General features: G+C 43.8%; 30 protein-coding genes. 12 read left to right on the top strand and 18 right to left on the bottom strand.

Annotated elements, in window-relative coordinates:
• Positions 1–184: 184 nt before the first annotated feature.
• Positions 185–718, top strand: coding sequence for a hypothetical protein (locus L7D49_RS20370; RefSeq protein ID WP_336246394.1), 534 nt, complete (start codon positions 185–187; stop codon positions 716–718).
• Here L7D49_RS20370 and L7D49_RS13310 read toward each other — a convergent pair.
• The 6 genes from L7D49_RS13310 to glnA form a co-directional block, all read right to left on the bottom strand.
• Complete coding sequence (locus L7D49_RS13310; protein ID WP_238081609.1) at positions 651–1,580, bottom strand: bile acid:sodium symporter family protein; 930 nt, start codon at positions 1,578–1,580, stop codon at positions 651–653. The two genes, L7D49_RS20370 and L7D49_RS13310, sit on opposite strands and share 68 nt — an antisense overlap.
• Before the next feature lie 252 nt (positions 1,581–1,832).
• Positions 1,833–2,123: a cytochrome aa3 quinol oxidase subunit IV gene (gene qoxD / locus L7D49_RS13305; protein WP_238081607.1), complete on the bottom strand. Its 291-nt coding sequence runs from the start codon at positions 2,121–2,123 to the stop codon at positions 1,833–1,835.
• A gap of 1 nt (position 2,124) precedes the next feature.
• Positions 2,125–2,721: a cytochrome aa3 quinol oxidase subunit III gene (gene qoxC, locus L7D49_RS13300; protein WP_238081605.1), complete on the bottom strand. Its 597-nt coding sequence runs from the start codon at positions 2,719–2,721 to the stop codon at positions 2,125–2,127.
• Positions 2,718–4,664, bottom strand: coding sequence for a cytochrome aa3 quinol oxidase subunit I (gene qoxB, locus L7D49_RS13295; protein ID WP_238081603.1), 1,947 nt, complete (start codon positions 4,662–4,664; stop codon positions 2,718–2,720). Before qoxB ends, qoxC begins: the two co-directional genes overlap by 4 nt.
• Before the next feature lie 27 nt (positions 4,665–4,691).
• Positions 4,692–5,603, bottom strand: a complete 912-nt coding sequence (qoxA, locus tag L7D49_RS13290) for a cytochrome aa3 quinol oxidase subunit II (protein WP_238081601.1) — start codon at positions 5,601–5,603, stop codon at positions 4,692–4,694.
• Positions 5,604–5,994: 391 nt separating this feature from the next.
• On the bottom strand, positions 5,995–7,329 hold the full coding sequence (gene glnA / locus L7D49_RS13285) for a type I glutamate--ammonia ligase (RefSeq protein WP_238081599.1): 1,335 nt from the start codon (positions 7,327–7,329) through the stop codon (positions 5,995–5,997).
• A 192-nt stretch (positions 7,330–7,521) separates the two neighbouring features.
• Between glnA and L7D49_RS13280 the strand changes: the two genes are divergently transcribed.
• Positions 7,522–7,722: a YgaP family membrane protein gene (locus tag L7D49_RS13280; RefSeq protein ID WP_238081597.1), complete on the top strand. Its 201-nt coding sequence runs from the start codon at positions 7,522–7,524 to the stop codon at positions 7,720–7,722.
• Between the two features lie 65 nt (positions 7,723–7,787).
• Here the strand turns inward: L7D49_RS13280 and L7D49_RS13275 are convergent, their stop codons facing one another.
• Positions 7,788–7,943, bottom strand: a complete 156-nt coding sequence (locus L7D49_RS13275) for a DUF1540 domain-containing protein (protein WP_238081595.1) — start codon at positions 7,941–7,943, stop codon at positions 7,788–7,790.
• Between the two features lie 141 nt (positions 7,944–8,084).
• Here L7D49_RS13275 and L7D49_RS13270 point away from each other — a divergent pair, with 141 nt between their 5' ends.
• Positions 8,085–9,383, top strand: coding sequence for an alkaline phosphatase family protein (locus L7D49_RS13270; protein WP_238081593.1), 1,299 nt, complete (start codon positions 8,085–8,087; stop codon positions 9,381–9,383).
• Positions 9,384–9,436: 53 nt separating this feature from the next.
• Here L7D49_RS13270 and L7D49_RS13265 read toward each other — a convergent pair whose 3' ends face one another.
• The 3 genes from L7D49_RS13265 to L7D49_RS13255 all read right to left on the bottom strand — a co-directional run bounded on the left by L7D49_RS13265 (position 9,437) and on the right by L7D49_RS13255 (position 11,031).
• Positions 9,437–9,715, bottom strand: coding sequence for an alpha/beta-type small acid-soluble spore protein (locus tag L7D49_RS13265; protein WP_238081591.1), 279 nt, complete (start codon positions 9,713–9,715; stop codon positions 9,437–9,439).
• Positions 9,716–9,787: 72 nt separating this feature from the next.
• Positions 9,788–10,597 (bottom strand): S1C family serine protease, encoded by an 810-nt coding sequence (locus L7D49_RS13260; RefSeq protein ID WP_238081589.1) that lies wholly within the window; start codon positions 10,595–10,597, stop codon positions 9,788–9,790.
• A 116-nt stretch (positions 10,598–10,713) separates the two neighbouring features.
• Positions 10,714–11,031, bottom strand: coding sequence for a hypothetical protein (locus L7D49_RS13255; protein ID WP_238081588.1), 318 nt, complete (start codon positions 11,029–11,031; stop codon positions 10,714–10,716).
• A gap of 110 nt (positions 11,032–11,141) precedes the next feature.
• On the opposite strand from L7D49_RS13255, the gene L7D49_RS13250 reads away from it, so the two are divergent.
• The 4 genes from L7D49_RS13250 (at position 11,142) to L7D49_RS13235 (ending at position 13,478) form a co-directional block, all read left to right on the top strand.
• Positions 11,142–11,444: a YunC family protein gene (locus tag L7D49_RS13250; protein WP_238081586.1), complete on the top strand. Its 303-nt coding sequence runs from the start codon at positions 11,142–11,144 to the stop codon at positions 11,442–11,444.
• 113 nt (positions 11,445–11,557) lie between these two features.
• Positions 11,558–12,004, top strand: coding sequence for a DUF948 domain-containing protein (locus L7D49_RS13245; protein ID WP_238081584.1), 447 nt, complete (start codon positions 11,558–11,560; stop codon positions 12,002–12,004).
• Positions 12,001–12,549, top strand: coding sequence for a DUF948 domain-containing protein (locus L7D49_RS13240; protein WP_238081582.1), 549 nt, complete (start codon positions 12,001–12,003; stop codon positions 12,547–12,549). The genes L7D49_RS13245 and L7D49_RS13240 overlap by 4 nt, the downstream gene beginning before the upstream one ends.
• Positions 12,550–12,668: 119 nt before the next feature.
• Complete coding sequence (locus tag L7D49_RS13235) at positions 12,669–13,478, top strand: class I SAM-dependent methyltransferase (protein ID WP_238081580.1); 810 nt, start codon at positions 12,669–12,671, stop codon at positions 13,476–13,478.
• A 41-nt stretch (positions 13,479–13,519) separates the two neighbouring features.
• Here L7D49_RS13235 and L7D49_RS13230 read toward each other — a convergent pair whose 3' ends face one another.
• Positions 13,520–13,981, bottom strand: a complete 462-nt coding sequence (locus L7D49_RS13230) for a DUF948 domain-containing protein (RefSeq protein WP_238081578.1) — start codon at positions 13,979–13,981, stop codon at positions 13,520–13,522.
• 4 nt (positions 13,982–13,985) lie between these two features.
• Positions 13,986–14,498: a DUF948 domain-containing protein gene (locus tag L7D49_RS13225; RefSeq protein WP_238081576.1), complete on the bottom strand. Its 513-nt coding sequence runs from the start codon at positions 14,496–14,498 to the stop codon at positions 13,986–13,988.
• 205 nt (positions 14,499–14,703) lie between these two features.
• Between L7D49_RS13225 and L7D49_RS13220 the strand changes: the two genes are divergently transcribed.
• Positions 14,704–16,164 (top strand): alanine/glycine:cation symporter family protein, encoded by a 1,461-nt coding sequence (locus L7D49_RS13220; RefSeq protein ID WP_238081574.1) that lies wholly within the window; start codon positions 14,704–14,706, stop codon positions 16,162–16,164.
• A gap of 37 nt (positions 16,165–16,201) precedes the next feature.
• On the opposite strand, the gene L7D49_RS13215 is transcribed toward L7D49_RS13220, so the two are convergent.
• The 4 genes from L7D49_RS13215 to L7D49_RS13200 all read right to left on the bottom strand — a co-directional run bounded on the left by L7D49_RS13215 (position 16,202) and on the right by L7D49_RS13200 (position 19,856).
• Positions 16,202–17,164 (bottom strand): polysaccharide deacetylase family protein, encoded by a 963-nt coding sequence (locus L7D49_RS13215; protein ID WP_238081571.1) that lies wholly within the window; start codon positions 17,162–17,164, stop codon positions 16,202–16,204.
• Between the two features lie 104 nt (positions 17,165–17,268).
• Positions 17,269–18,549, bottom strand: a complete 1,281-nt coding sequence (locus tag L7D49_RS13210) for an L-lactate MFS transporter (RefSeq protein ID WP_238081570.1) — start codon at positions 18,547–18,549, stop codon at positions 17,269–17,271.
• A gap of 154 nt (positions 18,550–18,703) precedes the next feature.
• Positions 18,704–19,498 (bottom strand): formate dehydrogenase accessory sulfurtransferase FdhD, encoded by a 795-nt coding sequence (fdhD, locus tag L7D49_RS13205; RefSeq protein WP_418895892.1) that lies wholly within the window; start codon positions 19,496–19,498, stop codon positions 18,704–18,706.
• A 13-nt stretch (positions 19,499–19,511) separates the two neighbouring features.
• A complete protein-coding gene (locus tag L7D49_RS13200; RefSeq protein ID WP_238081568.1) occupies positions 19,512–19,856 on the bottom strand; it encodes a Na-translocating system protein MpsC family protein in 345 nt (114 codons plus the stop codon).
• A 267-nt stretch (positions 19,857–20,123) separates the two neighbouring features.
• On the opposite strand from L7D49_RS13200, the gene fdhF reads away from it, so the two are divergent.
• From fdhF to L7D49_RS13180, 4 genes are all read left to right on the top strand, one after another.
• A complete protein-coding gene (gene fdhF, locus L7D49_RS13195; protein WP_238081566.1) occupies positions 20,124–23,057 on the top strand; it encodes a formate dehydrogenase subunit alpha in 2,934 nt (977 codons plus the stop codon).
• A gap of 6 nt (positions 23,058–23,063) precedes the next feature.
• Positions 23,064–23,546: a helical membrane plugin domain-containing protein gene (locus tag L7D49_RS13190; protein WP_238081564.1), complete on the top strand. Its 483-nt coding sequence runs from the start codon at positions 23,064–23,066 to the stop codon at positions 23,544–23,546.
• Positions 23,547–23,703: 157 nt separating this feature from the next.
• Positions 23,704–24,345 (top strand): Yip1 family protein, encoded by a 642-nt coding sequence (locus L7D49_RS13185; RefSeq protein ID WP_238081562.1) that lies wholly within the window; start codon positions 23,704–23,706, stop codon positions 24,343–24,345.
• 154 nt (positions 24,346–24,499) lie between these two features.
• Positions 24,500–24,787: a DUF3784 domain-containing protein gene (locus L7D49_RS13180; protein ID WP_238081560.1), complete on the top strand. Its 288-nt coding sequence runs from the start codon at positions 24,500–24,502 to the stop codon at positions 24,785–24,787.
• A gap of 40 nt (positions 24,788–24,827) precedes the next feature.
• Here the strand turns inward: L7D49_RS13180 and L7D49_RS13175 are convergent, their stop codons facing one another.
• Positions 24,828–25,712: an MBL fold metallo-hydrolase gene (locus L7D49_RS13175; RefSeq protein ID WP_418895883.1), complete on the bottom strand. Its 885-nt coding sequence runs from the start codon at positions 25,710–25,712 to the stop codon at positions 24,828–24,830.
• Between the two features lie 28 nt (positions 25,713–25,740).
• Positions 25,741–25,914 carry a hypothetical protein gene (locus L7D49_RS13170; RefSeq protein WP_238081558.1) on the bottom strand — a complete coding sequence of 58 codons (174 nt, stop codon included), beginning with the start codon at positions 25,912–25,914 and terminating at the stop codon, positions 25,741–25,743.
• Positions 25,915–26,011 lie beyond the last annotated feature (97 nt).

Here is a 26,011-nt window from a genome sequence, read left to right as displayed (position 1 = left end):
ATCATTAATAAAGATTATCACATCTCAATGAAGAGTAGTTATCACTACGCCCCAGGTCTTACCAAGATTACACCCTTAGCTCGTTTTGAATAATAGCTCCTACTGATAAACTAAAAACAAATAGCTGAACCGCTTCCCAGTGGGGGGAACAAGCGGAATCTTTCAAGGTAAAGGGGTTTTTCTAGTGGTAATAAGACTATCGATGTTGAGCTTAACTCTTGCATTAGCCATAACGGCTGTCCTATTGGGGGCAAAATATCCAACAGGGCCAAATACAATTTCATTTGACCAGCCCATCCTTCTCTTGATATCGATTGGAATGGTTGTCGCGTTATTTTTACCGCCACTCATTTTGGCTTTCTTTGATCATACCGTCGTTCGAATCATTTCAACTATTTATCAAGCCTTTATCGTTTTCACTTTTGTCGTTCTCATTCCGGTTGGTTTTTTCATTCCGAGTGTTTGGGTCATAGGGGTTGGCATTGCAGGCGTGCTAGTTTCAACAGGCAGTATACTTGCTACGGTAGTAGAGGGAAAAAGGGGAGTATGCAGACTTCGTCCTACTGAACGCAAAAGTCCTGCGAGGCGGTATTTAGTAAAGGGTACAATTAATAAAGCAGGCCAGTTCATTGTAAACTGGCCTGCTTGTTTTATTTCTTTGATTTTCTTGCCCAATAAGTTGCAAGCAAAGGCCCGGAAATATTGTGCCAGAAGCTGAAGATGGCGCTTGGCACTGCTGCGATCGGACTAAAATGAGCAGCAGCGAGTGCGGCTCCCAGCCCGGAGTTTTGCATGCCGACTTCGATGGAAATTGCTTTTTGGTCCGGATAATCCAATTTGAACAATTTGGCGATCAGGAAACCGAAGAGGTAACCGAGTCCATTATGTAAGATGACGACCGCGAAAATGAGCAATCCTGATTCCACTATTTTTTCCTTGCTTCCCGCGACAACAGCCGCCACAATCAATACGATTGCAATAACGGAAACAAGTGGCATGATATCAACACTCTTTTTTGCCTGCTCCTTCAAGAAGAATTGAACGATCAATCCGAGTACGATAGGGAACAAGACGATTTTTACTACAGACATGAACATATTGGCTGCCGATACTTCAAGCCACTCACTCGCCAAAACATAAATAATTGCGGGTGTAAGAATGGGGGCAAGCAAAGTGGAAACGGAAGTAACCGCTACGGACAATGCTGTATTTCCTTTCGCTAAGAAAGTCATGACGTTGGAAGCAGTCCCTCCAGGACAGGAGCCGACCAATATGACACCAATAGCGATTTCTGCTGGCAAATTCAAACCTTTCGCAAGGCCGTATGCAAGCAGCGGCATAACGATGAATTGAGACAAGACACCGATCAGCACGCTCTTCGGCTGGCGGATGACTTCTCCAAAATCCTTTAACGTCAATGTCATTCCCATGCCGAACATGACAATACCTAGCAGGATGGAAATATATTTTCCAAGCCCTACAAACTGGGCTGGCATGAAAAATGCGAGCGCTGCAAAGACTAAAACCCAAATCGCAAATGTCTTTCCAATAAACTGACTAAATTTGATAAAAGATTGCATAGTTTTTCACCTCCTATCGTTATATATTATCATGGAATAGAAAAATGTCACTCTATTTTTTATATTGGGAGGTTTCTAGTAATTGATTGCTAACCTTGTCAGGATTTCACTTGAAAATATGTCCTATTAATTGAATTTGAACACATGTAGAATCTTCAAATCCTAATCTAATACAAGGCACCAACTATTTTTCTATTCGAATAAGAAATATATATCAAAAAGGACCTGTTCAACATGAACAGGTCCAATTCGTTAAATCATATTATATCCCCACAACATTGCGAACAGCGTACCAAAAATAGTAACGAGTCCGACGAAGAGGGCATAGGCGATGTTGGTCATGAGAGAGCGCTTATCTTCATTTTCATTCACATGCATGAAAAGGAAGAGCTGCAAGCCTGCTTGAACCAATGCGGTAACGCCTAAGATAGTCATGCCAGAAGCGAAAGTCAGATCAAACTTCACAACAACGAGCGCAATCAGTGAAAGGAGAAGTGAAGAAACAAATCCGATCACATGCGGGATAGGAAATAGCTGTTTCATATCACATCATTCCTTTCAAGTAGACGAAGCTGAAGATGAAGATCCAGACAACGTCTAAGAAGTGCCAGTACAAGGAGAAGATGAATGACTTGTTCGCTGTTTCAGGGGTTAAGCCGCGTTTTTTCACTTGATATAAAATCGCGCTGCCCCAAAGGAGACCGAATGTAACGTGGGCTCCGTGTGTTCCGAGCAATGTGAAAAGGCTGGACAAAAATGCGCTTGTCTGGATGGTTGCCCCTTCATGTACGTACGTCACAAACTCTGTAATTTCAACGCCGAGGAAGACGGCTCCGAGAACAAGAGTAATGCCGAAGAACGTCATCATTGCCTTCTTCGCTCCGATCCGCATCGCATGGATGCCGAGACCGATTGTGAAACTACTTGAGAGGAGCACGATCGTCTCTACCATGACCGGTGTCAATTCAAAGATATGACTGCCGGCTGGGCCGTTCCCCGTCCGGTTCACAAGTGTGAAGTAGACGGCGAACAACGTGGAGAACAAGACGATTTCCGCGCCGAGGAAAATCCAGAACCCGAGTATCTTCAGGCGGTTTTCCTCTGTACTGTATTCAAGAGGCTTAGCGTGATCTATTTTCATGACTGTTCACCTCGCAATGCTTTTTCAGTCCGTTCAATTTCCTCAACCGAAATGTGATGGCCATGATCCTGCTCAAACGTCCGGTAGGCCATTGTGCCAAGGACGACGAGACCTGCGATGATAGCAGGGATCCACCAGCTAAACACCATGAAGAATCCGAAGAAGAAGAAAGCGACTCCCATGATGAAAGGCTGGCCGTTGTTGTTCGGCATGTGAATCGGCTCATAGTCTCCATCATCAGTCAATGGAGTGTTTTCCTTTTTCGAGAACCAGAACGCATCAAGTTTAGTAACGACAGGTGTTTTCGCAAAGTTGTATTCAGGCACAGGGCTTGGCGTGCTCCATTCAAGCGAACGTCCATCCCATGGATCGCCTGTTGTATCGCGCTTTGCATAACGAGTGCTCCAGTAAATGTTGTAAACAAGCAAGATAAACCCGATTGTTAAACCGACTGCTCCGACCATGGACAGCATATTAAGCGGTCCGAAGCCTGTGCTTTCCGAGTATGTGTACATCCGGCGTGTCATACCGTTCAGTCCTAAGATAAAGAGAGGGAAGAACGTGACGTTGAATGAAATCGCAATGAACCAGAACGCCCATTTACCAAGCTTTTCATTCAAGCGGAAACCGAATACTTTCGGGAACCAGTAGTGGTATCCTGCAATAACTGCGAACACCGTTCCTGGAATCAATACATAATGGAAGTGGGCGACTAGGAACATCGTATTGTGATATTGATAGTCGGCACTTGCCATGGCTAGCATAACCCCGGTTACCCCACCGATTGTGAAAATCGGAATGAACGCCAGGGCATATAGCATTGGAGTAGAGAAAGTGATTTTCCCTTTACGCAATGTAAAGAGCCAGTTGAAAATCTTAACCCCGGTTGGTATCGCAATTGCCATTGTCGTAATCGAGAACACGCTGTTGACCATGACACCATGTCCCATTGTATAGAAGTGATGCACCCATACGAGGAACGATAGCATGGAAATGGCGACCATACTGATAACCATTGACTTGTAGCCATACAGATTCTTACGTGCAAATGTTGCAATGATTTCACTGTAAATACCGAATGCTGGCAAAATAACGATGTACACTTCAGGATGTCCCCATACCCAGAACAGGTTCGCCCAAAGCATATCCATACCGCCGTTTTGCATCGCAAAAAACTGAGTTCCAAATTGACGGTCAAGCATCATTAAAGCAAGCGCAACTGTCAATACAGGGAACGCGAAGATGATGATAACGCTAGTGATCAAGATGGACCAAGTGAACATTGGCATTTTCATTAATGTCATGCCAGGTGCACGCATTTTCAAAATCGTGACGAGGAAGTTAATACCTGTCATCAATGTACCAATCCCGGCAATTTGCAAGGAGAGTGAGTAATAGTTATTACCGACAGTCGGGCTGAATTCCGTGCTCGCAAGCGGGAAGTAAGCCGACCAACCTGCGTCAGGTGAACCGCCGATGACGAAAGACAAGTTCAGCAACATCGCTCCAAAGAAGAAGAGCCAGAAGCTGACTGCGTTCAAACGAGGGAATGCGACGTCGCGCGCCCCGATTTGAAGAGGGATGACGACGTTCATCAAACCGATGATGAATGGCATCGCCATAAACAGAATCATAATAATTCCATGTGTTGTAAAGATTTCATTGTAATGCTGTCCATCGAGCAGTCCGTTTTCCGGAACCGCAGTTTGTGCCCGCATAAGCAGGGCATCAACGCCGCCACGGAACAACATAAGTAGCGCCGCGATAATATACATAACACCGATTTTTTTATGGTCAACAGTCGTCAACCAATTGCGCCATAGGTAACCCCATTTTTTAAAATAGGTGAGACCTGCTACGATCGCAACGGAGACAAGAACTATCGAGACCATCGCCGCGTAGATCATCGGCTCGCCGGTGACGAAAAATTCATCCCATTTCATAGATGTATACTCCCTTCGAGTAGAGGATTATTTATGGTCTTCCATATCCATGTCCATATGGTGTGAAGAGTCTGTTTCCTCATCACTGTTTCCATGATGGTGGCCAGCATGCTCGCCTTCTGGAGCAGGTCTAAACTCAAGATGCGTAGATGAATACGTCTTACGTCCAAGGACGCTAGGCTCAATCAATTCATCAAATTCGGATTCTGTCAAAGTAGGAGCTGTCTCCTTTACTTCTTCCACCCATTTTTCATAGTCCTTCTCAGTCATGACTTGTGTTTCAAACTCCATATGGGCAAAATCTTTACCGTTAAAGTTTGAGTTTTTACCAATATAGGATCCCGGTATTTCAGCAGCCAGATTGATCTTTGTCACCATGTCGCTCATGGCATATTTTTGTCCGGCTAATTGCGGAATCCAGAAGCTGGTAATCGGTCCGAAGGAATACAGACGGAACTCGACTGGACGATCTTCCGGGATGTTAACATAGTTCACTGTTTCAATGCCTTCCTCTGGATAGCTGAAATGCCATTTCCAGTTGGAAGATGAAGCGTAAATAACAAGCGGCTTTTCATTCGCATACGCAACCGGCTTGTTTTCCACTTCAGATGTTGTTCGTACTGTTACAACAGATAGAACAATGACGATAATGACTGGAATAACTGTCCAAGTGATTTCCAACCATTTGCTTCCTTCTTCATGCGGCGGCTCGTAGTTGTCGTCCATCTTGGATGCCCGGTATTTAACGAGCATGAACGTAAATAGGATATAGACAACGAGAAGGATGCCTGCCATCATGATGATGGAAAAGATAATCGTATCGGATAACGTCTTCGCTTGCGGTCCTTTTGGATCGAATACGAGCAACGAATTATCACAGCCTGATAAAATCAGAGAAAGCGTAAAGAAAATTGATAGTAAGAACCATTTCGCCTTCAATGGTTACTCCCCTCTCTTCAGTTAAAATGTAAGAAATTCACTTACTTAGAAGCTGGAAAATATTATTTGTGTATAATATTTAATTAGCTTATGTTTACAGTTTAAGTAAGGGAATTCCCTCGTGTCACATATAATATTCCTTTCAACCTCTAAAAACAATAGTTTAGAACCGTTGTCACAAAAGGTTCTAATTTGATTTTTATATATTAGTAAGAAATATAATTGATAGAAATAGTACCAAATAGAAGGAAATATGGAATGTGAAATTATTGTGAAAAACTATGTATTATAAGGTTTTAAACTTGACTTTTCGGATGGCGTAATATTTTTCGGGGGAGAGGTGAAATTGAGGAAATAAAAAATCCCGCTCCGAAGAACGGGATTTCCCTTATTAGTACATCTTCATATAATGTTCTAATTCCCAAGGATGGACGGTTATTCGATAGCTTTCCCACTCGACATGTTTCGCTTCTGTAAAATTAGAGTAGATATGTGCCCCGAGTGCTTCTCGAATTACTTCATCCTCAGAAAGTGCAGCTAAGGCATGATCCAAGTCAGTTGGCAACGTGCCGATGCCGCGCTCCTTTAGTTCAGCTTGCTTCATTTCATAAATATTGCAGTCAACAGGCTGTGGTGGCTGTAAATTCCGTTTAATCCCATCCAGTCCTGCTTTCAATATGGCGGCCATCGCGAGATATGGATTTGCTGAAGAGTCGACAGAACGCACTTCGATTCTTGTGCTCATCCCACGTGAAGCTGGAATGCGAATAAGGGGACTGCGGTTTTGTGCAGACCAAGCCACGTAGCAAGGAGCCTCATAGCCAGGGACAAGACGTTTGTAGGAATTGACGGTCGGGTTTGTAATGGCCGTAAATCCACGGACATGATCCAAGACGCCAGCCATAAATTGATAAGCTGTTTCACTTAATTTCCGTTCTCCATGTTCGTCAAAAAATACATTTTCTCCATTTTTGAAGAGAGAAACGTTGCAGTGCATCCCTGAACCGCTTACCCCATAAATCGGTTTCGGCATAAAAGTAGCGTGCAAACCGTGTTTCCGTGCAATCGTTTTAACAACGAGCTTGAACGTTTGAATATTGTCACAAGCGGAAAGAACATCTGCATATTTGAAGTCAATTTCATGTTGCCCAGGTGCCGCTTCATGATGAGAAGCTTCCACTTCAAAACCTAGCTCCTCCAATTCCAAAACAATATCCCGTCTGCAATTTTCGCCAAGATCCATCGGCGCTAAATCAAAATAATCCCCATGGTCATTTAATTCCATTGTTGGATTGCCGTTAGCGTCTAATTTAAATAAGAAAAATTCCGGTTCGGGTCCTAAATTGAACTCAGTAAAGCCCATTTCTTTCATTTCTTCAATAATACGTTTTAGATTTCCACGGGGATCGCCGGAAAATGGTCGACCGTCTGCTAAAGAAACATCACAAATGAGACGGGCCACTTTACCCGTTCCGGACGGCCAAGGAAAGACCATCCATGTATCCAAGTCAGGAATTAAATACATATCCGATTCTTCAATCCTTACAAAGCCTTCAATGGAAGACCCGTCGAACATCATCTTATTGTCCAAAGCCTTATCGAGCTGGCTGACCGGAATTTCCACGTTCTTGATCATGCCAAAAATATCGGTGAACTGAAGACGGATAAAATTCACGTTATCCTCCTTAACAAACCTCCGGATGTCTTCTTTTGTATAATTCCTCATCATGCCTCACTCCTTTAAGTAACATTTTATTATGATAAAGCATGTCGAATACCATTTTCAAGAAGAAATTTACTTTTTTTATCGAAAAAAATATGTTTTTATTCAATTGTCATTTTGTAAGGGCTTTCAATGGAATTGATAATTCGAAAAGGAGAGGGAACGATAAAGGGGGAAACAAAAGGAGGGAAAACAATGAAGCAAAATATCGGTACAGTGAATTCGATGATTCGAATCGCGGGGGGACTGACTTTGCTCGCTTGGTCCATAGCAAAAATGGCCAGGGAACAACCAACAGGCGCCCAACTGTTCGTTAGCATGATGGGGGCACAAAAGGTAGCGGAGGGCATGACACGTTATTGTCCGTTGACTGACTTGCTGAATTTGGATGAATGACAAAAAGAATTGGGAGTGCAGCAGGTCACTTTGACCACTGCACTCCCAAACAGGATGATACCGGCTTAGTCCTCCGGCTTGAACGTTTTGCAGTCCGTTTCTTCGCTGTCCGCTGCTTGGCTTCCGTTTTGGCTGACGACATAGATGACTTCAGCATGACACTTGTTGCCGCTGCCCCAGTATGTGCAATTATTCACTTCACAAAGAATACGCTGATCCAATTCGTTCACCTCCTGTTGTCTTAGAATGCCTCATACATGAGGAATGATTCATTCTCTATGCATTCTGTTCAAGCATTTAATTTCATATTCAACTTTGTATATAATGAAGGGAATGCGTTAACAAATCGGAGGATATAAAGGATGGAACGATTGACTGAACATGTAATTGTCATTTCTTTTGACTGCTTATCCGCAAAAGACTTTGAGCAGATTCAAAAATTGCCGAACTTTCAACGGCTCTTGGAAGGAGCTTCGTACTGCCGCAATGTCGAGACGATTTATCCTTCCGTAACCTATCCGTGTCACACATCGATTATTACGGGAAACTACCCAATGCGACATGGCATTACTGCAAATACACTTGTCCAGCCTGGCCGCGATTCTCCCGATTGGTACTGGCATCGGCGCCACGTGAAGGGTACGACAGTATATGACGAAGCGAAAAAAGCAGGCATGTCGACTGCTGCATTACTGTGGCCAGTAACGGCTAGAGCGAAGATTGATTTTCATATTCCTGAGATTTTCGCAAACCGAAAATGGCATTCCCAGACTGCTGTTTCTTTACACAATGGCAGTTTCTTCTATACATTTGAAATGAATCGCAAGTTTGGCCATCTCCGACAAGGAATTCAGCAGCCTTGGCTGGATGATTTCGTTACAGCGGCAGCTTCTGATACCGTCCGAACGAAGAAACCGAATTTGATGCTAGTTCATCTTGTCGACTTGGATTCGCAACGACACCAACATGGGTTTAACTCGCAGGAAGCTATGGATGCTTTGAGGAGACATGATGAAAGGCTTGGAAAACTTTTAAATGCGATAGAAGAGAGTGGAATTGCTGAAAAGGCTACTGTCATTGCGTTAGGAGATCATAGCTCACTTGATGAACATACGGTCATTAAGATGAATGTGCTGTTTAAAGATAGCGGGTTAATTGGCATTGGAAAAAAGGGGAGAGTCACTTCGTGGAAAGCCTATTGCCAGAGCAATGACGGTTCTTGTTATATCCATGTCAGCGATCCACTTGTGAAAGATCGTGTGCAAGCGTTGCTTTATTCTTTAGTCTCAAACCCGAAGAATGGCATCGAAACAGTATACGATTCAGTGGAAATGCAGCAAATGGGGGCGAACGGAGATGCTGCGTTCATGCTTGAGGCGAGGGAAGGATTTTACTTCTCTGAATCACTGAACGGAGATGCTTTTGAATTGATTCAAGATGTCGATGTGGCTTCCGGTTTATACACAAGAGCATGCCATGGCTATTCTCCAAAAAAGTCCGGGTATGAAACGGTCTTTATCGCAAAAGGGAAGGGGATAAAGGAAGGTGTCATCCTACCCGCGATGTCGCTTGTGGATGAAGGACCGACCTTCGCCCGTTTGCTTGGGCTAGATCTTGGAGAAGTAGATGGCCGTGTGCTGAATGAATTGTTGGCAGACTAAAGGGGAGAAAAAGACTTCTCCCAAGGATGGTTGTTGGAGAGAAGTCATTAGGTTTATTCTAAGGGACGGCGGTCTCTCGCCAATTGTTCCTGTGCCAGGCGGATCATTTCTTTTACCATATTCCCGCCGATCGGACCGCCGACTTTGCCTGCTTGCCGGGAAGTCAAATCTCCATTATCTCCAGTTGATAAGGGGATGCCGAGTTCCTCTGCAATTTCAAATTTAGTTTTAGGGGTTTCCGATTGCACCCCTTTATCTTTGGATAAATCATTCGATATTGAATCTTGCTCGGTACTTGCTTCAGGGAAAAGTGATTTTGCACGTCTCATCATGCTTTCCTCTCCTTTCGCAAGTAGTATGTCCCTCGAGGAAGGAAAGCACGGTGGAAAATAAGTTGGGATTTATCAATTCGCAGGGACTTTGTATTTGTTTAACAGTTCAACGGGGATGAACAGCCCGACTTTTCCGTGTTCATCGTGTTCTAACGTGGCAAAAATGACACCAATTACCGAGCCGTTTTCATTGATGACAGGACTTCCGCTATTGCCTCGATAGACTGGCGCTTTTATCATCATTACATCTTCATTCCAATCGCTTAACCGAGTCGGTCCAATCACTACACCCTTGTTGGCAATTCCTTTAAAACTCAACGGATTTCCGATGAAACGAATAGCATCCTCTTTATCAATCGCCCCGTCCTTTTCAAGCGTCAGCTTAGGTAGGTCTTCACCTTCGATTTTAAGAACGGCCATATCAATAGACGGTTCTGTCTGGACCACTTCCGCTGCATATCTTCCGTCCTCTGGGAAAACGACAGAGACTGTATTATTTCCTTCTACGACATGATAATTCGTCAAAATGGTTCCATCTTCCGAAATCGCAAACCCTGTTCCTTTTCCATCCTCTGTAACTACCACGACAACCGCCTTTTTGTAAGCTGCAATATCCTCATGCTGTGATAATTTTGCGGAAGTTAGTAGAAAGTCAATGGCTGTTATCGAAAACACTTGAAATAGCCCGGCGAATGTACTGCAGATCAGCACAAGGGAAAGCAGCCACGCAAACCACTTAGGAACCCGGCGTTTTGGCTGGGCGGGCTGTTCCCGTCCCTTTTCCAGTGCTTCCTGGCGAGCCTGCAAGGCAAGCTCATTCATCTCTTCCTCCGTCAAATCTTCATACAACGGATGGTCTTTTATATCCTGATCCCGATCCATTCCATCCACACCCTCTTTATAAAATCCAAGGAAATTTTCATTACTCTATCTATTATAGTAGCAAGAGTGACATCTTTTCGAAAGCAAACCTTATTTCTGAATCGACGAAGGTATATCTAGAGTGAAATTGCTGAGAATATATGATGAGGTGGATTACTAGCTGTTGGAGATATTTGAATGCATATGCTATGTACAGAGACGGAACTTTTATTGGCTGCTTCTTCGACGTAAACCCAAATGTCTTTAAGAATGAACTTCACGTAACCGCTCGTATATATGCTGTAACCACTCATATATTCTGCCAACCGCTCGTATCGGTGAACAGACCGCTCGAAATAATTCTGGAACCACTCGTATATTCCAGTAACCGCTCGTATATTCTGAGAACCTCTCGTATATTCATTCATACCGCTCGTAACCAAGCTAGCTTTCATTTGCTAACTGCCACTGCTCCATGCAAATCGGCATGTTTAGCTACAAACCGAACATGAATCACATTTTTGATTCTCCGCCCATATGTATAGGAAGGAAAGGGGCGGTGCAGATGGTAACAGTGACTCCGTTATTTTTGGATGGTCATCCGTTTACAGCGGTGACAGTATTTTTGCCGAAAACGACTTTACTGACGGTATCGAATGACAATGGGTATATTATGTGTGGTGCTTTGGATGTGGGGCTATTGAATAATGTGCTGGCTGAAAGGAAAATAGTGGCTGGCCGTGCGGTCGGCGTGAAGACGATTGAGCAGCTACTTGAGGCGCCGCTGGAATCCGTAACTTTAGAGGCGGAAGAAAAAGGCATAACGGCCGGCATGATTGGTAAAGAGGCGTTGCTAAAGATGATTTGATAAGTGCGGGCTTGGTGAAAGATGCCAAGCCCTATTTTTGTGGATACGGCTGATGTCACGCTTATTTTTCGTCATCTTCGGGTATACGAAGGGTAGGAAGGAGGAATTTACGTATGCTTGTACATATCGGCGTGTTTCTGATCGCAATTTCGTTTGCTATTGTATCCATTTATATAGCCATCATGTTATTGAAGACGTCCCGTATTCTTTCTACTGCCGGAAGAAGTGTTTCATTAATGGAAGCCCGTGTTGATCAGATGATTGGTGAGATGGAGGATACCTTATATGTGGCCGGCAACACGGTCAATGACCTGGATGTAAAGTTGGATTCGATGACCAGCGCCTTCTATGTGGTACGTGATCTTGCCGACACGAGTGAAACGTTAACGGAGGGTATCTCAGGTGTTACCCAATCGTACGAACAAGACGACACATTAAAAGGGACTGGCCCGTTTGTCCGCATCATTCAGTTTTCCGAATTTGCAGTTGGAATAGTTAAATCGTGGAAACAAGGAGAACGAAAAGGAAAGAGTAATCAAGGAGGAGAGGGAAGCCTATGAGTTTGACTGGATTGGGTGTTTTATTGATCGGCGTAGCCTTTTTACTGCTTGCCATCTTTCTTGCACGTGTGCTGAACAGGCTTGCAGGTGTCTTGAATGGTGTAAATGAAACCATGGAGGCACTGCCTAAGCAAATGAATCAACTGCTTGGAGAAACCGGCAACTTGATTCATACGAGTACACAAACGTTGGCAGACACGAATAAAAAACTGGAATCCCTGACACCATTATTTCAAATTGTCGGTGACATAGGGGATACGACAAGAACGTATTCTTCCTCATTAGTAGATGTGGTGGATTCAGCTAAATCTAAAGTGGAGCTGGCCGACGAGGCGAAGCGGAACCAGAAGATCGGCGGAATATATGGGATTGCCGCACTCGGCTATTACACAGTCCGTAAAAGGAATGACATTAAAAATCAAAAGACGGTTCGTCCGAGAAAATTGTTTGTGGCGGGAGAACAGCGTACTTTCGATATTGAACGGATGAAACAAGAAGCAAAGGAAGCTGCGACAATCGGGAAATATACATCAGATGATAAATAAAATAAGGAAAATGTCCGTGATCATTCACGGGCATTTTTTTATGTTCAAAACGTTGGGAAAGGTTTTGACCCGCTTCTTGGCGAATAAAAGAACAATAGCGGGTAAGGGGAGTGTATGAAATGAATGAAATCGTTACTTATTATAATCAATTTGATGAGTGGGGAAGGTTGGAACGGGAACCGATCGAGTTTCGTGTGAATTGGCACTTTATAAAAAAATATTTGCCTCCAAGCGGTTCGATTCTAGATAATGGCGCAGGGCCTGGAAAGTATGCAATGGAGCTGGCGAAAGGCGGTTATCAAGTTACACTGACTGATTTAACTCCCAAGCTGGTACAAATTGCAAGGGAGAAAGCTGCTGAGCTTGATTTAGTAAGCCAATTTGAGGCATTTCATGAAGCGGATGCGAGGAATCTTGCCATGCTTGAAGATGAACAATTTGAAGCTTCTCTTATGCTTGGCCCTATGTATCATTTGCAGAATGAACTGGATCGAATCAAGGCAATTCAGGAATTGCATCGGGTAACCAAAAGAAATGGAATTGTGTGTGTGGCTTTTATGCCTAGAATTCGCCATCTACTCACTTCTCTTATCCATCCAGAGCATTGGAAACCGAACGATAATATGAATACAATTACTCAATTTGATGAAACGGGATGCTTCAATCATGCAGAAGAAGGACGCTTTACAGGCGCATATTATTTTAATGTGAAAGATATCAATCCTTTTATGGAGAAAAATGGTTTTGAATCATTGGAATTGATAGGTTCAAATATAGGTGCAATATTACCCCCAGCAAGTTGGACCTACTGGAAAGAGAAAGGCGAGGATGAGGTAGAAAAGGTTTTTGAATTTATTCGAGAAAGAGCAACAGATTCATCGATTTTGGGCATATCTTCACATTTGCTTTACGTTGGCAGAAGGAAATAAAGGAAGATGAAAAAATGAAAACGCGTAACGGCTCATGGCCATTACGCGTTCTTATCATCTTTTGTTGTCATTTCGACCGGTGTAGTCGCAATTTGCTTTCGTTCCTTTAAAAATTGAAAGAACGATAGTACGCCGAGTAATCCCGCGTATTTTTCTTTCTGAACAAACTGTTTGGCGACTGACGTTTTTGTTTTCCATTCATTCGCCTTATGAAGCGCGGTCGTAGTCAATTCATGGGACGCTTCACCCACATCACCAATGATCGTAAAATACGGGTCAATTTCTTTTGCTGACTTATTGACCTGTTTTAAAGTTGAATTTCCATTATCGAGTAATTCAGCAGTTTTTTGTGAAACATCTTTCATTAAACTTGGTAGTTGGTCGGTCGTTTTTTCCACGTTATTCAGCGTTGCTGATAGTTTATTGATCGGTTTAATCAACAGAATTACTAGTACCGCGAACGCTACGCCTATAATAAGTACTCCAATGCCAAGCCAGTCCATTTCATCACCTCTCTACATGATTCATGCCGTTTTGGCTATACATTTCAATTTGCCGGGAAGGCGGGAGGGGATCCCGAACTGCCTCTTCCTGTCTTGCTACCGGTTCGCTTGACCGTTTTTTAAAGATCGAATAAATGCGGGAAATGGTTTCGGTCAGCACGGTCGCTTTTTCCATCAAATCGACGTATTTTTGCGGAGGCGAAGCGATTTCTTTAGATAGTTCGTTGAAGGAACGATTCATATGTTCGGTCGTCTTGGATAGGTTGGCTGCTGATGCTTGCAAGCCATCCAACGATTTTACTTTCAACTCGACATCTGCCGCAATATCGTTAGTTTTTGCCATTAGGCGCTCTGATTCGGTGGTTACTTTTCCAATTTTCGTTTCCACTCGTTTCATCGTTTCCGACATATCTCCCAGCATCTGTTTCGCGCTTTTCAATGTAACGATGACAAAGATGGCGATTAACAACAGAGACAGCGCGGCAATAATGGCACTGACATATAAAAGGATTTCCATATTAAATTCCACTCCAATCTGACCCTATTCCTTCTATAGTTGTACCACTTATTGAATAAACCTAAACCACACGTAATATTAATCCAGAATCAGACATCCGTTTCAATTTTAGAACAAAAAATAAAAATGTTTTACTATTCTATTTATATTGTATATTATGAAACTACCATTCATATTTATGGATAAATCGAAGGAGGGGTGTTAAATGAACGAGTTTGTCAGTCTGTTAAACGATATTTTGTGGAGTACGCCAGTCATTTATATTTTACTAGGGGTTGGATTAGTATTTTCTATACTAACCCGCTTTTTGCAAGTGCGACATATTAAAGAGATGGTTCGATTAATGTTCCAAGGCAAAAGTTCGGAAGCGGGTGTTTCTTCCTTTCAAGCGATGTCTATCGCGTTATCCGGACGTGTCGGAACAGGCAATATTGCAGGTGTAGCAACAGCTATTTTCTATGGTGGTCCTGGGGCTGTATTTTGGATGTGGGCGATCGCATTCATTGGAGCTTCCAGTGCATTTGTCGAGTCAACTTTGGCACAGATTTATAAGGTGAAGCAAGATGGGCAATATCGAGGTGGTCCGGCATATTTCATCGAGAAGGGAATTGGCTGGAAATGGTTTGGTATGACGTTTGCAATTGCGGCGTTAATTGCAATGGCTGTGTTAATGCCAGGCGTTCAATCGAACTCCATTGCGGCTGGTATGAAAAATGCCTTTTCTATGCCGACTTGGGTAACGGGTGCGGTCATCATTCTATTGCTCGGATTCATCATTCTCGGAGGGGTTAAGCGGATTGCCAGCACGGCGCAAGTCATTGTTCCGTTCATGGCACTTGGATACATCCTGTTCTCCGTCATTATTATTGCAATGAATATTACAGCACTGCCTGAAGTCATTGGTCTTATATTTAAAAGTGCATTCGCGATGGATTCCGCATTTGGCGGCATTATCGGGATGGCCATTTCGTGGGGAGTTAAACGAGGCGTTTTCTCGAATGAAGCAGGGCAGGGAACAGGTGCCCATGCAGCGGCAGCAGCTGAAGTATCTCACCCGGCAAAGCAAGGACTTGTGCAAGCGTTTTCAGTGTATATCGATACATTACTTGTCTGTTCGGCCACGGCATTTATGATCCTTTTCACCGGGGCTTTCAATACACAAGCAGAAGATGGCAGCTATATCGTTCATAACTTGGTCGATGTGGAACAAGGACCTGGTTATACACAAGCGGCAGTAGATACGGTGATGCCTGGTTTTGGTGCTGGGTTTGTAGCTATTGCGTTATTCTTCTTTGCTTTTACAACAATCATGGCCTATTACTATATCGCGGAAACAAATATTGCATATTTGTTCCGAAACCGAAATTCCAAAACGATCATGTTCGTGCTGAAGATCATTATTTTGCTAACAGCATTCATCGGCGCGATCCGGCCGGCTGAATTAGCATGGGCGCTTGGTGATGTCGGACTTGGCATCATGGTATGGCTGAATGTCATCGCAATCGTTATCCTTGCAAAACCGGCGCTCGTTGCGTTGAAGGATTATGAACGGCAGAAAAAGGCCGGATTGGATCCCGTCTTTAATCCGAAAAAACTTGGTATTAAAAATGCGGATTTTTGGGAAACGGATTATATTCATGACGCTGAACGCAAAAATAAATCGTAAACAGAAGCCCCATCATCCATTGATGATGGGGCTCATTTTATGGCATGTAAAACTCTTCATGCTCGACGGAATCAATTCGTTTTTCACTGAGCAAACCGGATACAGTACCAATGGCCAGCCCTTTTTCTTTAATGCCTTTTATGAGTCGGTCCATACCTTCCGCAGTTGGTTTTGTTGGGTGCATCAAAATCATCGAGCCGTTCTCGACTTTTGAAAGCACACGTTTTACCATCTCATCCGAGTCGGGTTGTTTCCAATCAACTGTATCAACTGTCCATAATACAGTTAGCATTCCTTCATCCCTTGCGATGGCGATAGTATCATTCGTGAAACTGCCGCTTGGCGGACCGAACCATGTTGGTTTTACACCGATTGTTTTCTCGATGATTTCATTCGTCTTTCTTAACTCATCCCTCGTTTTTGAAGAAGTAGACTTAGCGAGATCTGGATGACTATAAGCGTGATTGCCAATTTCATGGCCTTGTCGATAAATTTCTTTTACAAGATCTGGAGTTTTTGCAGTCCAGCTTCCGTCAAGGAAGAATGTGACCTTGACATCGTGCTTGTCCAAGACATCGAGCATAGGCCGTATAAATTCATCCCCCCATGCCACGTTAATTAAAAATGTGACCATCGGTTTTTCTGGATTTCCCTTGTAAATCGGGGATGGTGGCAAATCTGCCAATCGGACCGCTGGCGGCAGCTCCTTATAAACGACTAATGATTCGTCAAACTTGCCACTTGGTGCCATACGATCAAAACTTGCCTCGACATCCACGGTGAGACCATTGTAACCAGGAATTGCTTTCCAAACTGAATCCACAATCGCATTCTCGGGTTTAATCCTCATTGTCTTCGCATACGAATCAATAATTTGTCTCAAATCTTTTTCGCTAGTGAAAGCTGTGGGCATTTTTACTGATTCGGTCGGTTCGGAACGTAGTGGGGTGCCTAAAAAAACTAGGACGCAAAGCGTGAGAATAAAAAGAAATTGTTTCATACTTTTCTCTCCTCAATCATTTCGGTTAGCGTACCCCAAGGCACTCAAAACATACGTAAAAGCCCGTGATAAAAAGAGATCACAGGCTTGTTTGAAGAGATTTATTAGACGCTCTTAAGCGGTTCTGGCATTTTCTTGTTTTCTACGCCATTTCTTGCACGTACTTTCTTGATATCTGCTTTAATAAGCAGAGAGATGATGAATGCAACAGCAAAAAGTCCAGCGAAGAACAGTAGACTGCTTTCATAGCTTCCCGTCGTATCTTTCATCCAAGCAGCGAACATTGGACCGGCAATCCCTGCCGCTGACCATGCAGTTAAAATATAGCCGTGGATGGCACCAAGCTGCTTCGTTCCAAAAATGTCTCCGATATAAGCAGGTATGCAAGCGAAGCCGCCGCCGTAGCAAGTATAGATGACAGCTAACATAACCTGGAAAATAATAGCGTTCGTCGTAAATGGCAACAGCGCGAACAAGGCAAGCTGGATAACGAAAAAGGCAGTGTACGTATGTTGTCTGCCGATATAATCGGAAATCGATGCCCATCCAAGTCGGCCGGCTCCATTGAACAATCCAAGGACTCCGACAAGTGCCGCCGCTTGAACTGTCGTCATACCAATACTTTCAATGGCCAGCGGTTTGGCAGCAGACAAGATTGCGATGCCACATGTGACATTGATGAACAGCATAAGCCATAAATAGTAGAATCGTTTTGTCTTAACAGCTTCGTTTGCTGTCAATTGAGCCAAATCCTGTTTTGCTTCCACTTTTCCAGATTCCAGTTTTGCTTTAAAGCCTGCAGGAACCCAGCCTTCCTCTGGCTTTTCCAAGTAAAGCGATGAAAGGACCATGATGATGAAATAGGCAGTTCCTAAAATGAAAAACGTATTTTTTAAGCCGACGGATGTAATCAGTGCCTCCATGATCGGACTGCTAATTGCGGCAGCAAAACCAAAGCCCATAATCGCAAGGCCCGTTGCAAGCCCTCGCCGATCTGGAAACCATTTCACCAATGTAGAAACAGGGGAGATGTAACCGACACCTAGCCCTATTCCACCGAGCACCCCATAGAACAGATAAAGCAAAGGTAGTGAGGAAGCGCTTACAGCAAATCCCGCGCCAATTACACCCGTACCAAAACAAATCGCAGCAAACAAACCTGCTTTGCGAGGGCCGTATTTCTCAACGAAATGACCAAGAAATGCTGCAGACAGACCAAGGAAAAGTATAGCGATACTGAATGTCAATTGCACCTGGCTCGTTGACCAGCCAAATTGCTCGATCAACGGGTTCGTAAAATTGCTCCATGCATAGACGGATCCAATTGAGATATGGATTCCTACGGCAGAAGCGGCGATCAACCATCTGTTTTTTGTCTTTTTCACTTTTCACGTCTCCTTTTTGATAAAAGTATGATGGACAGAAAAGATGTCTCGGTCCGGGTGACAGAACTGGAAGATAGAGACATAGGTTTGTCACATTTCCGCCATAATACCACCAAAAAGTTTTCGTGTCACTAAATATTTTTTAGAATTTGAATTATCCGTCAGTTATGCGTTCGGCATGCGAGTAGACATTAAACGTATTGCGGCGAATAAAACCAACAGCAGTAATGCCCAATTCATCTGCGAGTTCAATGGCTAAATCCGTCGGTGCTGATTTTGAAAGTACAACTTCACAGCCAATTTTTGAAACCTTCAAAAGGATTTCAGAAGAGATGCGCCCACTGAAAACAACCACTTTATCTTTTACCGGAATGTTTTCGCGCAAACAATGGCCATAAATCTTATCCAATGCGTTATGCCGTCCAATATCCATTCGCCGGACTACCGCTCCTTTTGGATCGCAAAGGGAAGCGATGTGCACTCCGCCCGTCTGATGAAATAAATCCGCATTTTCATCCAGCTGAGCCATCAATGTAAAGCAATCCGATGCGGTGAGAAGTACATTCCTCGTTTCCACTTTCTTGGCGGCAAGGGCATCATTGGCGAACACGAAACCTTGCCGGCTCATCCCGCAACAGGATGTGATGTATCGTTTGTTTTGCAGTTTTTCATAAAAGGGAAACGTTTGCTCCGTTGTTACATGGACAACTCCTGGCGATTTCTCCCAGCGTACATCTGTTATATGGCGGATATCGGTAACGACTTTTTCGGATGCTAAAAATCCGATGACCATCTCCTCGATGTATTGAGGTGTGCAGACAATCGTAATAAATTCTTTGCCATTTAACAGTACAGTGATCGGGTATTCCACTGCCACTTCATCCATTTTTGAAACAAACTGGCCGTTAGAATATTTTACAATGGCCCGTTGACTTCGAAGTTCCACTATTTTCTCTCCTTCCTCACTCAATATTCCGATCGAATAAGAAAACGGAAACCGCAATGTCGTCATCCACTTTGATATCGGAAAACAGATGGACGAATTTGGCTCCAATCAGCTCTTCTAAGCCGTCGGGGGGTGCAATATCATATACTTCCTGGATCATCCGAGTCCGGGCAGCGTGCACCATCTCTTTTCCCTCTGGTGTTCCGGCAATGAATTTTTCCGTTGGCGTCAAATTCCCATAGAGCGTGGAAATGACCATATTATCAACAATGACGGAATGGATCCGCTCCGGCCCCTTGCCGAACAAATCTTTGCGTAGCTTCCGGATAATCGCATTAAATTCATGGATTTTCTTCGACATTCAACCACTCCTGTTCTTCGTAATTAGAATAATCAAGAAATTATCGAAAGACTAGTTGTATATTACAATTCCATGAACTATACTAGAATGCAAGAGGGTGCTTTTGTATGTCATGCATCGGCACTATCTTTCTCATTTATCTTAAATTTGGATTGGTTATTTAGCAAGGTCTGCTATTGGACTATTTCCACTATGAAAGTTTGTATGCCGGCGTTTTTGGCGTATTTTTCATAGTGGATTTTTTTATGAAAGGGGACTCGGAAGAACATGTCAATTAAGATTAATGATTCACGCCATGACTTCGATGAAGGCATGACGATTCTCCAAGTGATCAATCAAGCAGGTATTGCACATCCTCAAATCTGCCATTTGCCAGAAGTCGATCCAATCGAAACATGTGATACATGTATTGTGGAAGTGGATGGCAAACTGGTCAGATCCTGTTCGACGCGTGCTGAAGCGGGGATGAATGTGCAATTGTCTTCCCCACGTGCTAAGGCGGCACAGACAGAGGCCATGGATCGCATTCTCGAAAACCATCTGCTGTATTGCACAGTGTGCGACAACAACAATGGGAATTGCAAAATACATAACACTGTGGACATGATGGAGATTGAGCATCAAAAATATCCTTACGAGCCGAAATGCACAAAAGACAGCGTTGATTTGACAAATCCGTTTTACAGATACGATCCGAACCAATGCATTGCCTGCGGGCAATGTGTGGAAGTGTGTCAAAATTTACAGGTGAATGAAACACTTTCGATCGACTGGGAACGGGAGCGACCAATTGTGTTATGGGATGGGGGCGCAAAAATTAATGATTCCTCCTGTGTCAGCTGCGGACACTGCGTCACAGTATGTCCTTGTAACGCGTTAATGGAAAAGTCAATGCTTGGCGAGGCTGGTTTCATGACAGACCTGGAAGATGACATATTATCACCAATGATTGATTTGGTGAAAGACGTAGAACCTGGATATAGCGGAATCATGGCGATTTCAGATGCCGAGGCTGCAATGAGGGAAACGAGGACGAAAAAGACCAAGACTGTCTGTACGTTTTGTGGTGTAGGCTGTTCCTTCGAAGTTTGGACGAAAGACCGCAAGATATTAAAAATCCAGCCTGTTTCAGAGGCACCTGTCAATGCGATCTCCACTTGTGTGAAAGGGAAGTTCGGCTGGGATTTCATCAACAGTGAGGAACGTTTGACAAAACCTCTTATCCGGCGTGGCGAAGCATTTGAAGAAGCGAGCTGGGAGGAAGCGCTCGATTTGGTTGCTTCCAAATTGGGCGGCATCCATCGGAAGCATGGCCGTGATAGCGTAGGTCTTATCTCTTCTTCGAAAATCACTAACGAAGAGAACTATTTGATGCAGAAGTTGGCAAGGCAAGTGTTCCAGACGAATAATGTGGACAATTGCTCACGTTATTGCCAGTCGCCAGCGACGGATGGCCTGTTCCGCACTGTCGGCATGGGAGGAGATGCCGGGACGATAAAGGATATTGCAAAAGCGGGTCTTGTCATTATCGTTGGCGCGAATCCAGCAGAAGGCCATCCTGTTCTCGCCACCCGAGTGAAACGGGCGCATAAGCTTCATGGACAAAAGCTTGTCGTGGCAGATTTGCGAAAGCATGAAATGGCGGAACGCTCGGATATTTTTATTAGTCCGAAGCAAGGAACAGATCAAGTCTGGCTGATGGCGATTACAAAATATATGATTGACCAAGGATGGCATGACGAACAATTCATCCGTGATAACGTTCACTATTTTGAAGAATTGAAAGAAGTGCTGCATACGTACACAATGGATTTTGCAGAGCATATTACCGGCGTGCCGAAAGAGAAGTTGATCCAGACAGCAGAAATGATTCGGGATGCAGATGGAACATGTATTTTATGGGGAATGGGCGTTACGCAAAATACAGGTGGATCCGATACGTCCGCCGCTATCTCCAATTTGCTTCTGGCTACAGGGAATTATCGACGTCCTGGAGCTGGCGCTTATCCATTGCGGGGACATAACAACGTGCAAGGTGCATGCGATATGGGAACGCTTCCTGGCTGGTTGCCGGGGTACCAGCACGTCACTGATGACGCTGCGCGAAAGAAGTTCGAGAGGGCATATGGCGTTGAGATCGAAGAGAAGCCTGGACTTGATAATATTCAAATGCTTCATGCGGTCGATCAAGGAATTATGAAAGGGATGTATATTGTGGGGGAAGATATGGCGCTCGTCGATTCGAACGCCAATCATGTCCATGATGTACTTTCCAAGCTGGATTTCCTTGTCGTTCAGGACATCTTCTTCTCTCGAACAGCCCGATATGCTGATGTCATATTACCAGCTGTTCCTTCGCTTGAGAAAGATGGAACTTTCACCAATACGGAAAGACGTGTGCAACGATTGTATCAAGCATTGCCGGAGCTGGGTGATGCGAAAGCTGATTGGAAAATCATGCAGGAGATCGCGAACCGTCTTGGAGCGGATTGGAACTACAGTCATCCAGGTGAAATTTTTGCCGAAATGGCAAGTTTATCTCCATTGTTCGGCCAAGCGAATTATTCAGTCATGGAAGGGTGGGACAGTTTCTTCTGGGGTAGCTTGGGCGGTGAAAGTACACCGCTTCTATATATGAATGGTTTTAATTTCCCGGATAAAAAAGCCCGATTCGCCCTATCTGATTGGGTAGAGCCGGCTCAATTCCCGGATGAATTTGATTTGCATATTAATAATGGACGTATGCTGGAACACTTCCATGAAGGAAATATGACGAATAAATCTGATGGAATCCAATCTAAAGTACCAGAAATATTTGTGGAGGTATCACCGGAACTGGCGAAGGAACGCGGTGTTGTCAGCGGTTCAACCGTACGACTCGTATCGCCGTACGGTGCATTGCGGCTACCTGCGCTCGTCACGGACCGAGTGAAAGGAAATGAACTGTTCCTGCCGATGAATTCAGTGGAAAAAGAATCAGCCATTAACTTCCTGACGGGACCGGCTGTTGACCAGAGAACCAACACGCCAGCCTTTAAGCAGACAAAAGTACGGATGGAAGTAATTCGGAAAGAAGGCAAGAACCCATTGCCAGCATCTAATCCGCGAAATAAGAAAAGACATCCGCAAAATGGAGTGGAAGTGGAACGGAAATGGGCAAGACCAGGCTATGAGCATTTAACCGACGTGGAGAAAGGGTGAGTATAGATGGCTGCGCCGATTACAACGATAAACAGAAGAGAATTTTCTCAGGAGGAAATTCAAGAAGCGAAATTAAATGAATTGCAATCTTTGCTGGCGGAACAGGAGCAAGCTGTCAAAAAAATACTCGCCATCACAAATGAATTAAATGAGGCAGGCATATTAGATGCAGTAAAAGCAATGGCGGAGGCGCGGGAAAAGCTGGCTGGCATTGCCGTATCACAAGCTTCCCGGGAGCCAGTTACCAATATGATCAACCATCTGACGAATGCGGCAGGCATGCTTTCTTCCATCAACCCGGAAACGACCTCCAAGCTCGCTGCTAGTGTGCAAAGCGGTTTGACAGAGGCTGAATTATACAGAGGCAGTGATACGAAGGTCAGTGTATTCCAAATGTTGACCGCTTTGAATGACCCTGATATTAATGAAGCAGTTAAATTCTCTCTGAATTTCTTAAAAGGAATGGGGAAAGAATTGAACCGCAGTTAAGTGTTTTAGAGGAGGAGCCATCCTCCTCTTTTTTTGATTCCAAAGGACTGAATCTCTCTTTTCTTCTCTATCGTTTTACCCTTTTTAGAGAATGATTGAAACAATTCTTCAAGATAATCGTATAGTGATGGCAATACATAGAAAATGGAGGTACAAAATGAACACAGTAGTAGAAAATCATCAGCCAGTTCCTGAAAAGTTGAATCCGTGGCTGTCCATTTGGGTTCGGCCAAAAGTGACGGCCCGGTATGCGATTGAAAAAATGCCAATGAGCTACCTTGTTGTGTTAGTCTTAATTGGCGGCATCTTCGAAGTGTTGGACAAAGCTGTTACCAAAAATATGGGGGATAATATACCCACACCGTTTATCTTTTTGATCGCGTTAGTAGCGGGCCCGATTTTTGGTTATATTGGCTGGTGGATCGGGTCAGGAATCGCATACATTATCGGAAAATGGCTGGGAGGCATAGGTACCTATAAAGAATTACGTGCTGTCTTTGGAATCGTAAATATATTCTATATCATTGCCGGCATTGTTTGGATTCCCGATTTAATTATAATTGGAAGCTCTATCTTCTCTTCTTATATAGAAGGAGGATTTGGTGCTACTATATGGCTGTTCATTTCAGCCTTCCTAAGTATTGTTTTTGGCATATGGGGATTCATCGGAACATTGTTTTGCGTTGCAGAAGCACACCGTTTTCCAGTATGGAAAGCTTTGATTACGATTCTCATACCGACAGTTATTCTGCTTATATTTGTTGCCATCTTCGCATTCATTGTTTTGTTAATCGTGTAAGGGGATTATAAATAGTGAAAATGAAAGACGAGGGAGTAAATGCTTCTTCGTCTTTTTTATGTGAAACTATTGGCTTGATGAAACTCTATATAATAGAAGGAACATTTTAGAAAGGAAGTGGGTCTCACTGGGATGGAGCCTTCTGTTTTTATCCGTGCCTTTCCTTATTTTCGCGCTAGTCCTTTCAAGTGGTAAGGGCGCAGCGCTTCTGGCGGGTTATAATACATTGTCTGAGGAAGACAAAGCAAATTATGACGAGCCGGCATTATGCAGATTTATGGGTAAAATTATGTATGGGGTTTTTTTTAGCCTTATCTTAATGGGAGCAAGTGACATGCTTGACTCCTTAGTATTTCTTATAGTTGGCATCGTTTTACTCTTGTTGTTAATTGTCTTTGCGATACTCTATACAAACTCAGGGAATCGTTTCAAAATAACATAATGAAAAGCCGGATCCTTTGGAATCCGGCTAGAGTAGCTTCTTAATGATCATCCTCGACGAATTTACCATAATCCGGAACAGCCGTTTTGCGAAAATTAGCGGCAAGTTCTGTCAGTTTCTCTTTCAGCCATCTGCCCTCTGCCGGCTGGCCATGCCCTGTGATAGCGACGTGCGGGTCTAAGGCTTGAAGAATTTCAACGGATTGCTCGGAATTCTCCCAGTCGGTTGTCAAATAACGTGGTGGGCCACTTACTTCTTTCTCTTGCGTTATCACTTTATAAAGCGCATCTTGGCGAACAGTCACAAAAGCATCACCTACAATCATTGCATGGTCATTTGCACGGAAGAGGGAAATATGTCCTTCCGTATGCCCAGGCGTATGAATCCATTTCCATTCGGGCATAAAAGGCACCATATGGTCATTTGCGAGTGGATGGACGTTATGGCCAAGATCGATGCCTTCATGGGGAAAGATGAATGACAACTTTGCAACCATTCCTCCCTCGACAGACATATCTGGTTTCGGATAATCCTTTCGCCCTGTTAAATAGGGAATTTCCAATGGATGAGCGTAAACAGGTACATGCCAAACTTCTAACAGATCTATCAGTCCGCCGATATGATCAAAATGTCCATGTGTCAAGATGATTGCTTTTGGCGGATTGTTTTTGCCAAATCGATCCTCGGCTGCTTCTCTAATCGCATCAGCTGATTTAGGCATCCCGGCATCAATTAACACCCAATCATTACTCTCACCTGCATGCCCATAAAAAACGACATTGACGATTTGGATCGTCAGGCAGTATAGATCTGGTGTTACTTCCAATCCATCTCCGCTGGAAATGGAGGTCAACGGTTGAAATCTTTCGGTAGATGAACTTCTCTCCATGTCGTAACGGCCTCCTGTCAGAAATGTATTACCCATCTTTACCCCTTATTGAGAGGTCGACACTTTATGAATCTTCCTGTTCGCGTTGGTCTTCGGCTTTCTTCATCTCACGGTATGATTCGATCATTGCGTTGCGGTAATCGCCCAGGGAGGCAAATTCATGAGAGAACTCTTCGTAGCTCTTTAATCGCAGTTGTTCTTGTTTTGGCAAAAATCGACGTTTGTCTTGATCTGTCATCAGTATCGCTCCTCTTACAATTCGCTTTTATTAGTGTGCCTCACTTGGTGGTACTCATACTTAATAAAATAGAAGGAAACGGATACATTTTGGTGAT

It is taken from the genome of Sporosarcina cyprini (assembly GCF_022048975.1).
GTDB lineage: Bacteria > Bacillota > Bacilli > Bacillales_A > Planococcaceae > Sporosarcina > Sporosarcina cyprini.
The sequence above is the reverse complement of the archived record's forward strand: the minus strand, read 5'-3'. Positions and strand labels throughout refer to the sequence as shown.

Bases quoted from the DNA above. Each gene is read 5' to 3' on its own strand.
- L7D49_RS13310 (WP_238081609.1), bottom strand. From the start codon at position 1,580: ATGCAATCTTTTATCAAATTTAGTCAGTTTATTGGAAAGACATTTGCG.
- qoxD (WP_238081607.1), bottom strand. From the start codon at position 2,123: ATGAAACAGCTATTTCCTATCCCGCATGTGATCGGATTTGTTTCTTCA.
- qoxC (WP_238081605.1), bottom strand. From the start codon at position 2,721: ATGAAAATAGATCACGCTAAGCCTCTTGAATACAGTACAGAGGAAAAC.
- qoxB (WP_238081603.1), bottom strand. From the start codon at position 4,664: ATGAAATGGGATGAATTTTTCGTCACCGGCGAGCCGATGATCTACGCG.
- glnA (WP_238081599.1), bottom strand. From the start codon at position 7,329: ATGAGGAATTATACAAAAGAAGACATCCGGAGGTTTGTTAAGGAGGAT.
- L7D49_RS13280 (WP_238081597.1), top strand. From the start codon at position 7,522: ATGAAGCAAAATATCGGTACAGTGAATTCGATGATTCGAATCGCGGGG.
- L7D49_RS13270 (WP_238081593.1), top strand. From the start codon at position 8,085: ATGGAACGATTGACTGAACATGTAATTGTCATTTCTTTTGACTGCTTA.
- L7D49_RS13265 (WP_238081591.1), bottom strand. From the start codon at position 9,715: ATGATGAGACGTGCAAAATCACTTTTCCCTGAAGCAAGTACCGAGCAA.
- L7D49_RS13260 (WP_238081589.1), bottom strand. From the start codon at position 10,597: ATGGATCGGGATCAGGATATAAAAGACCATCCGTTGTATGAAGATTTG.
- L7D49_RS13255 (WP_238081588.1), bottom strand. From the start codon at position 11,031: ATGAAAGCTAGCTTGGTTACGAGCGGTATGAATGAATATACGAGAGGT.
- L7D49_RS13250 (WP_238081586.1), top strand. From the start codon at position 11,142: ATGGTAACAGTGACTCCGTTATTTTTGGATGGTCATCCGTTTACAGCG.
- L7D49_RS13245 (WP_238081584.1), top strand. From the start codon at position 11,558: ATGCTTGTACATATCGGCGTGTTTCTGATCGCAATTTCGTTTGCTATT.
- L7D49_RS13240 (WP_238081582.1), top strand. From the start codon at position 12,001: ATGAGTTTGACTGGATTGGGTGTTTTATTGATCGGCGTAGCCTTTTTA.
- L7D49_RS13235 (WP_238081580.1), top strand. From the start codon at position 12,669: ATGAATGAAATCGTTACTTATTATAATCAATTTGATGAGTGGGGAAGG.
- L7D49_RS13230 (WP_238081578.1), bottom strand. From the start codon at position 13,981: ATGGACTGGCTTGGCATTGGAGTACTTATTATAGGCGTAGCGTTCGCG.
- L7D49_RS13225 (WP_238081576.1), bottom strand. From the start codon at position 14,498: ATGGAAATCCTTTTATATGTCAGTGCCATTATTGCCGCGCTGTCTCTG.
- L7D49_RS13220 (WP_238081574.1), top strand. From the start codon at position 14,704: ATGAACGAGTTTGTCAGTCTGTTAAACGATATTTTGTGGAGTACGCCA.
- L7D49_RS13215 (WP_238081571.1), bottom strand. From the start codon at position 17,164: ATGAAACAATTTCTTTTTATTCTCACGCTTTGCGTCCTAGTTTTTTTA.
- L7D49_RS13200 (WP_238081568.1), bottom strand. From the start codon at position 19,856: ATGTCGAAGAAAATCCATGAATTTAATGCGATTATCCGGAAGCTACGC.
- fdhF (WP_238081566.1), top strand. From the start codon at position 20,124: ATGTCAATTAAGATTAATGATTCACGCCATGACTTCGATGAAGGCATG.
- L7D49_RS13190 (WP_238081564.1), top strand. From the start codon at position 23,064: ATGGCTGCGCCGATTACAACGATAAACAGAAGAGAATTTTCTCAGGAG.
- L7D49_RS13185 (WP_238081562.1), top strand. From the start codon at position 23,704: ATGAACACAGTAGTAGAAAATCATCAGCCAGTTCCTGAAAAGTTGAAT.
- L7D49_RS13175 (WP_418895883.1), bottom strand. From the start codon at position 25,712: ATGGGTAATACATTTCTGACAGGAGGCCGTTACGACATGGAGAGAAGT.
- L7D49_RS13170 (WP_238081558.1), bottom strand. From the start codon at position 25,914: ATGACAGATCAAGACAAACGTCGATTTTTGCCAAAACAAGAACAACTG.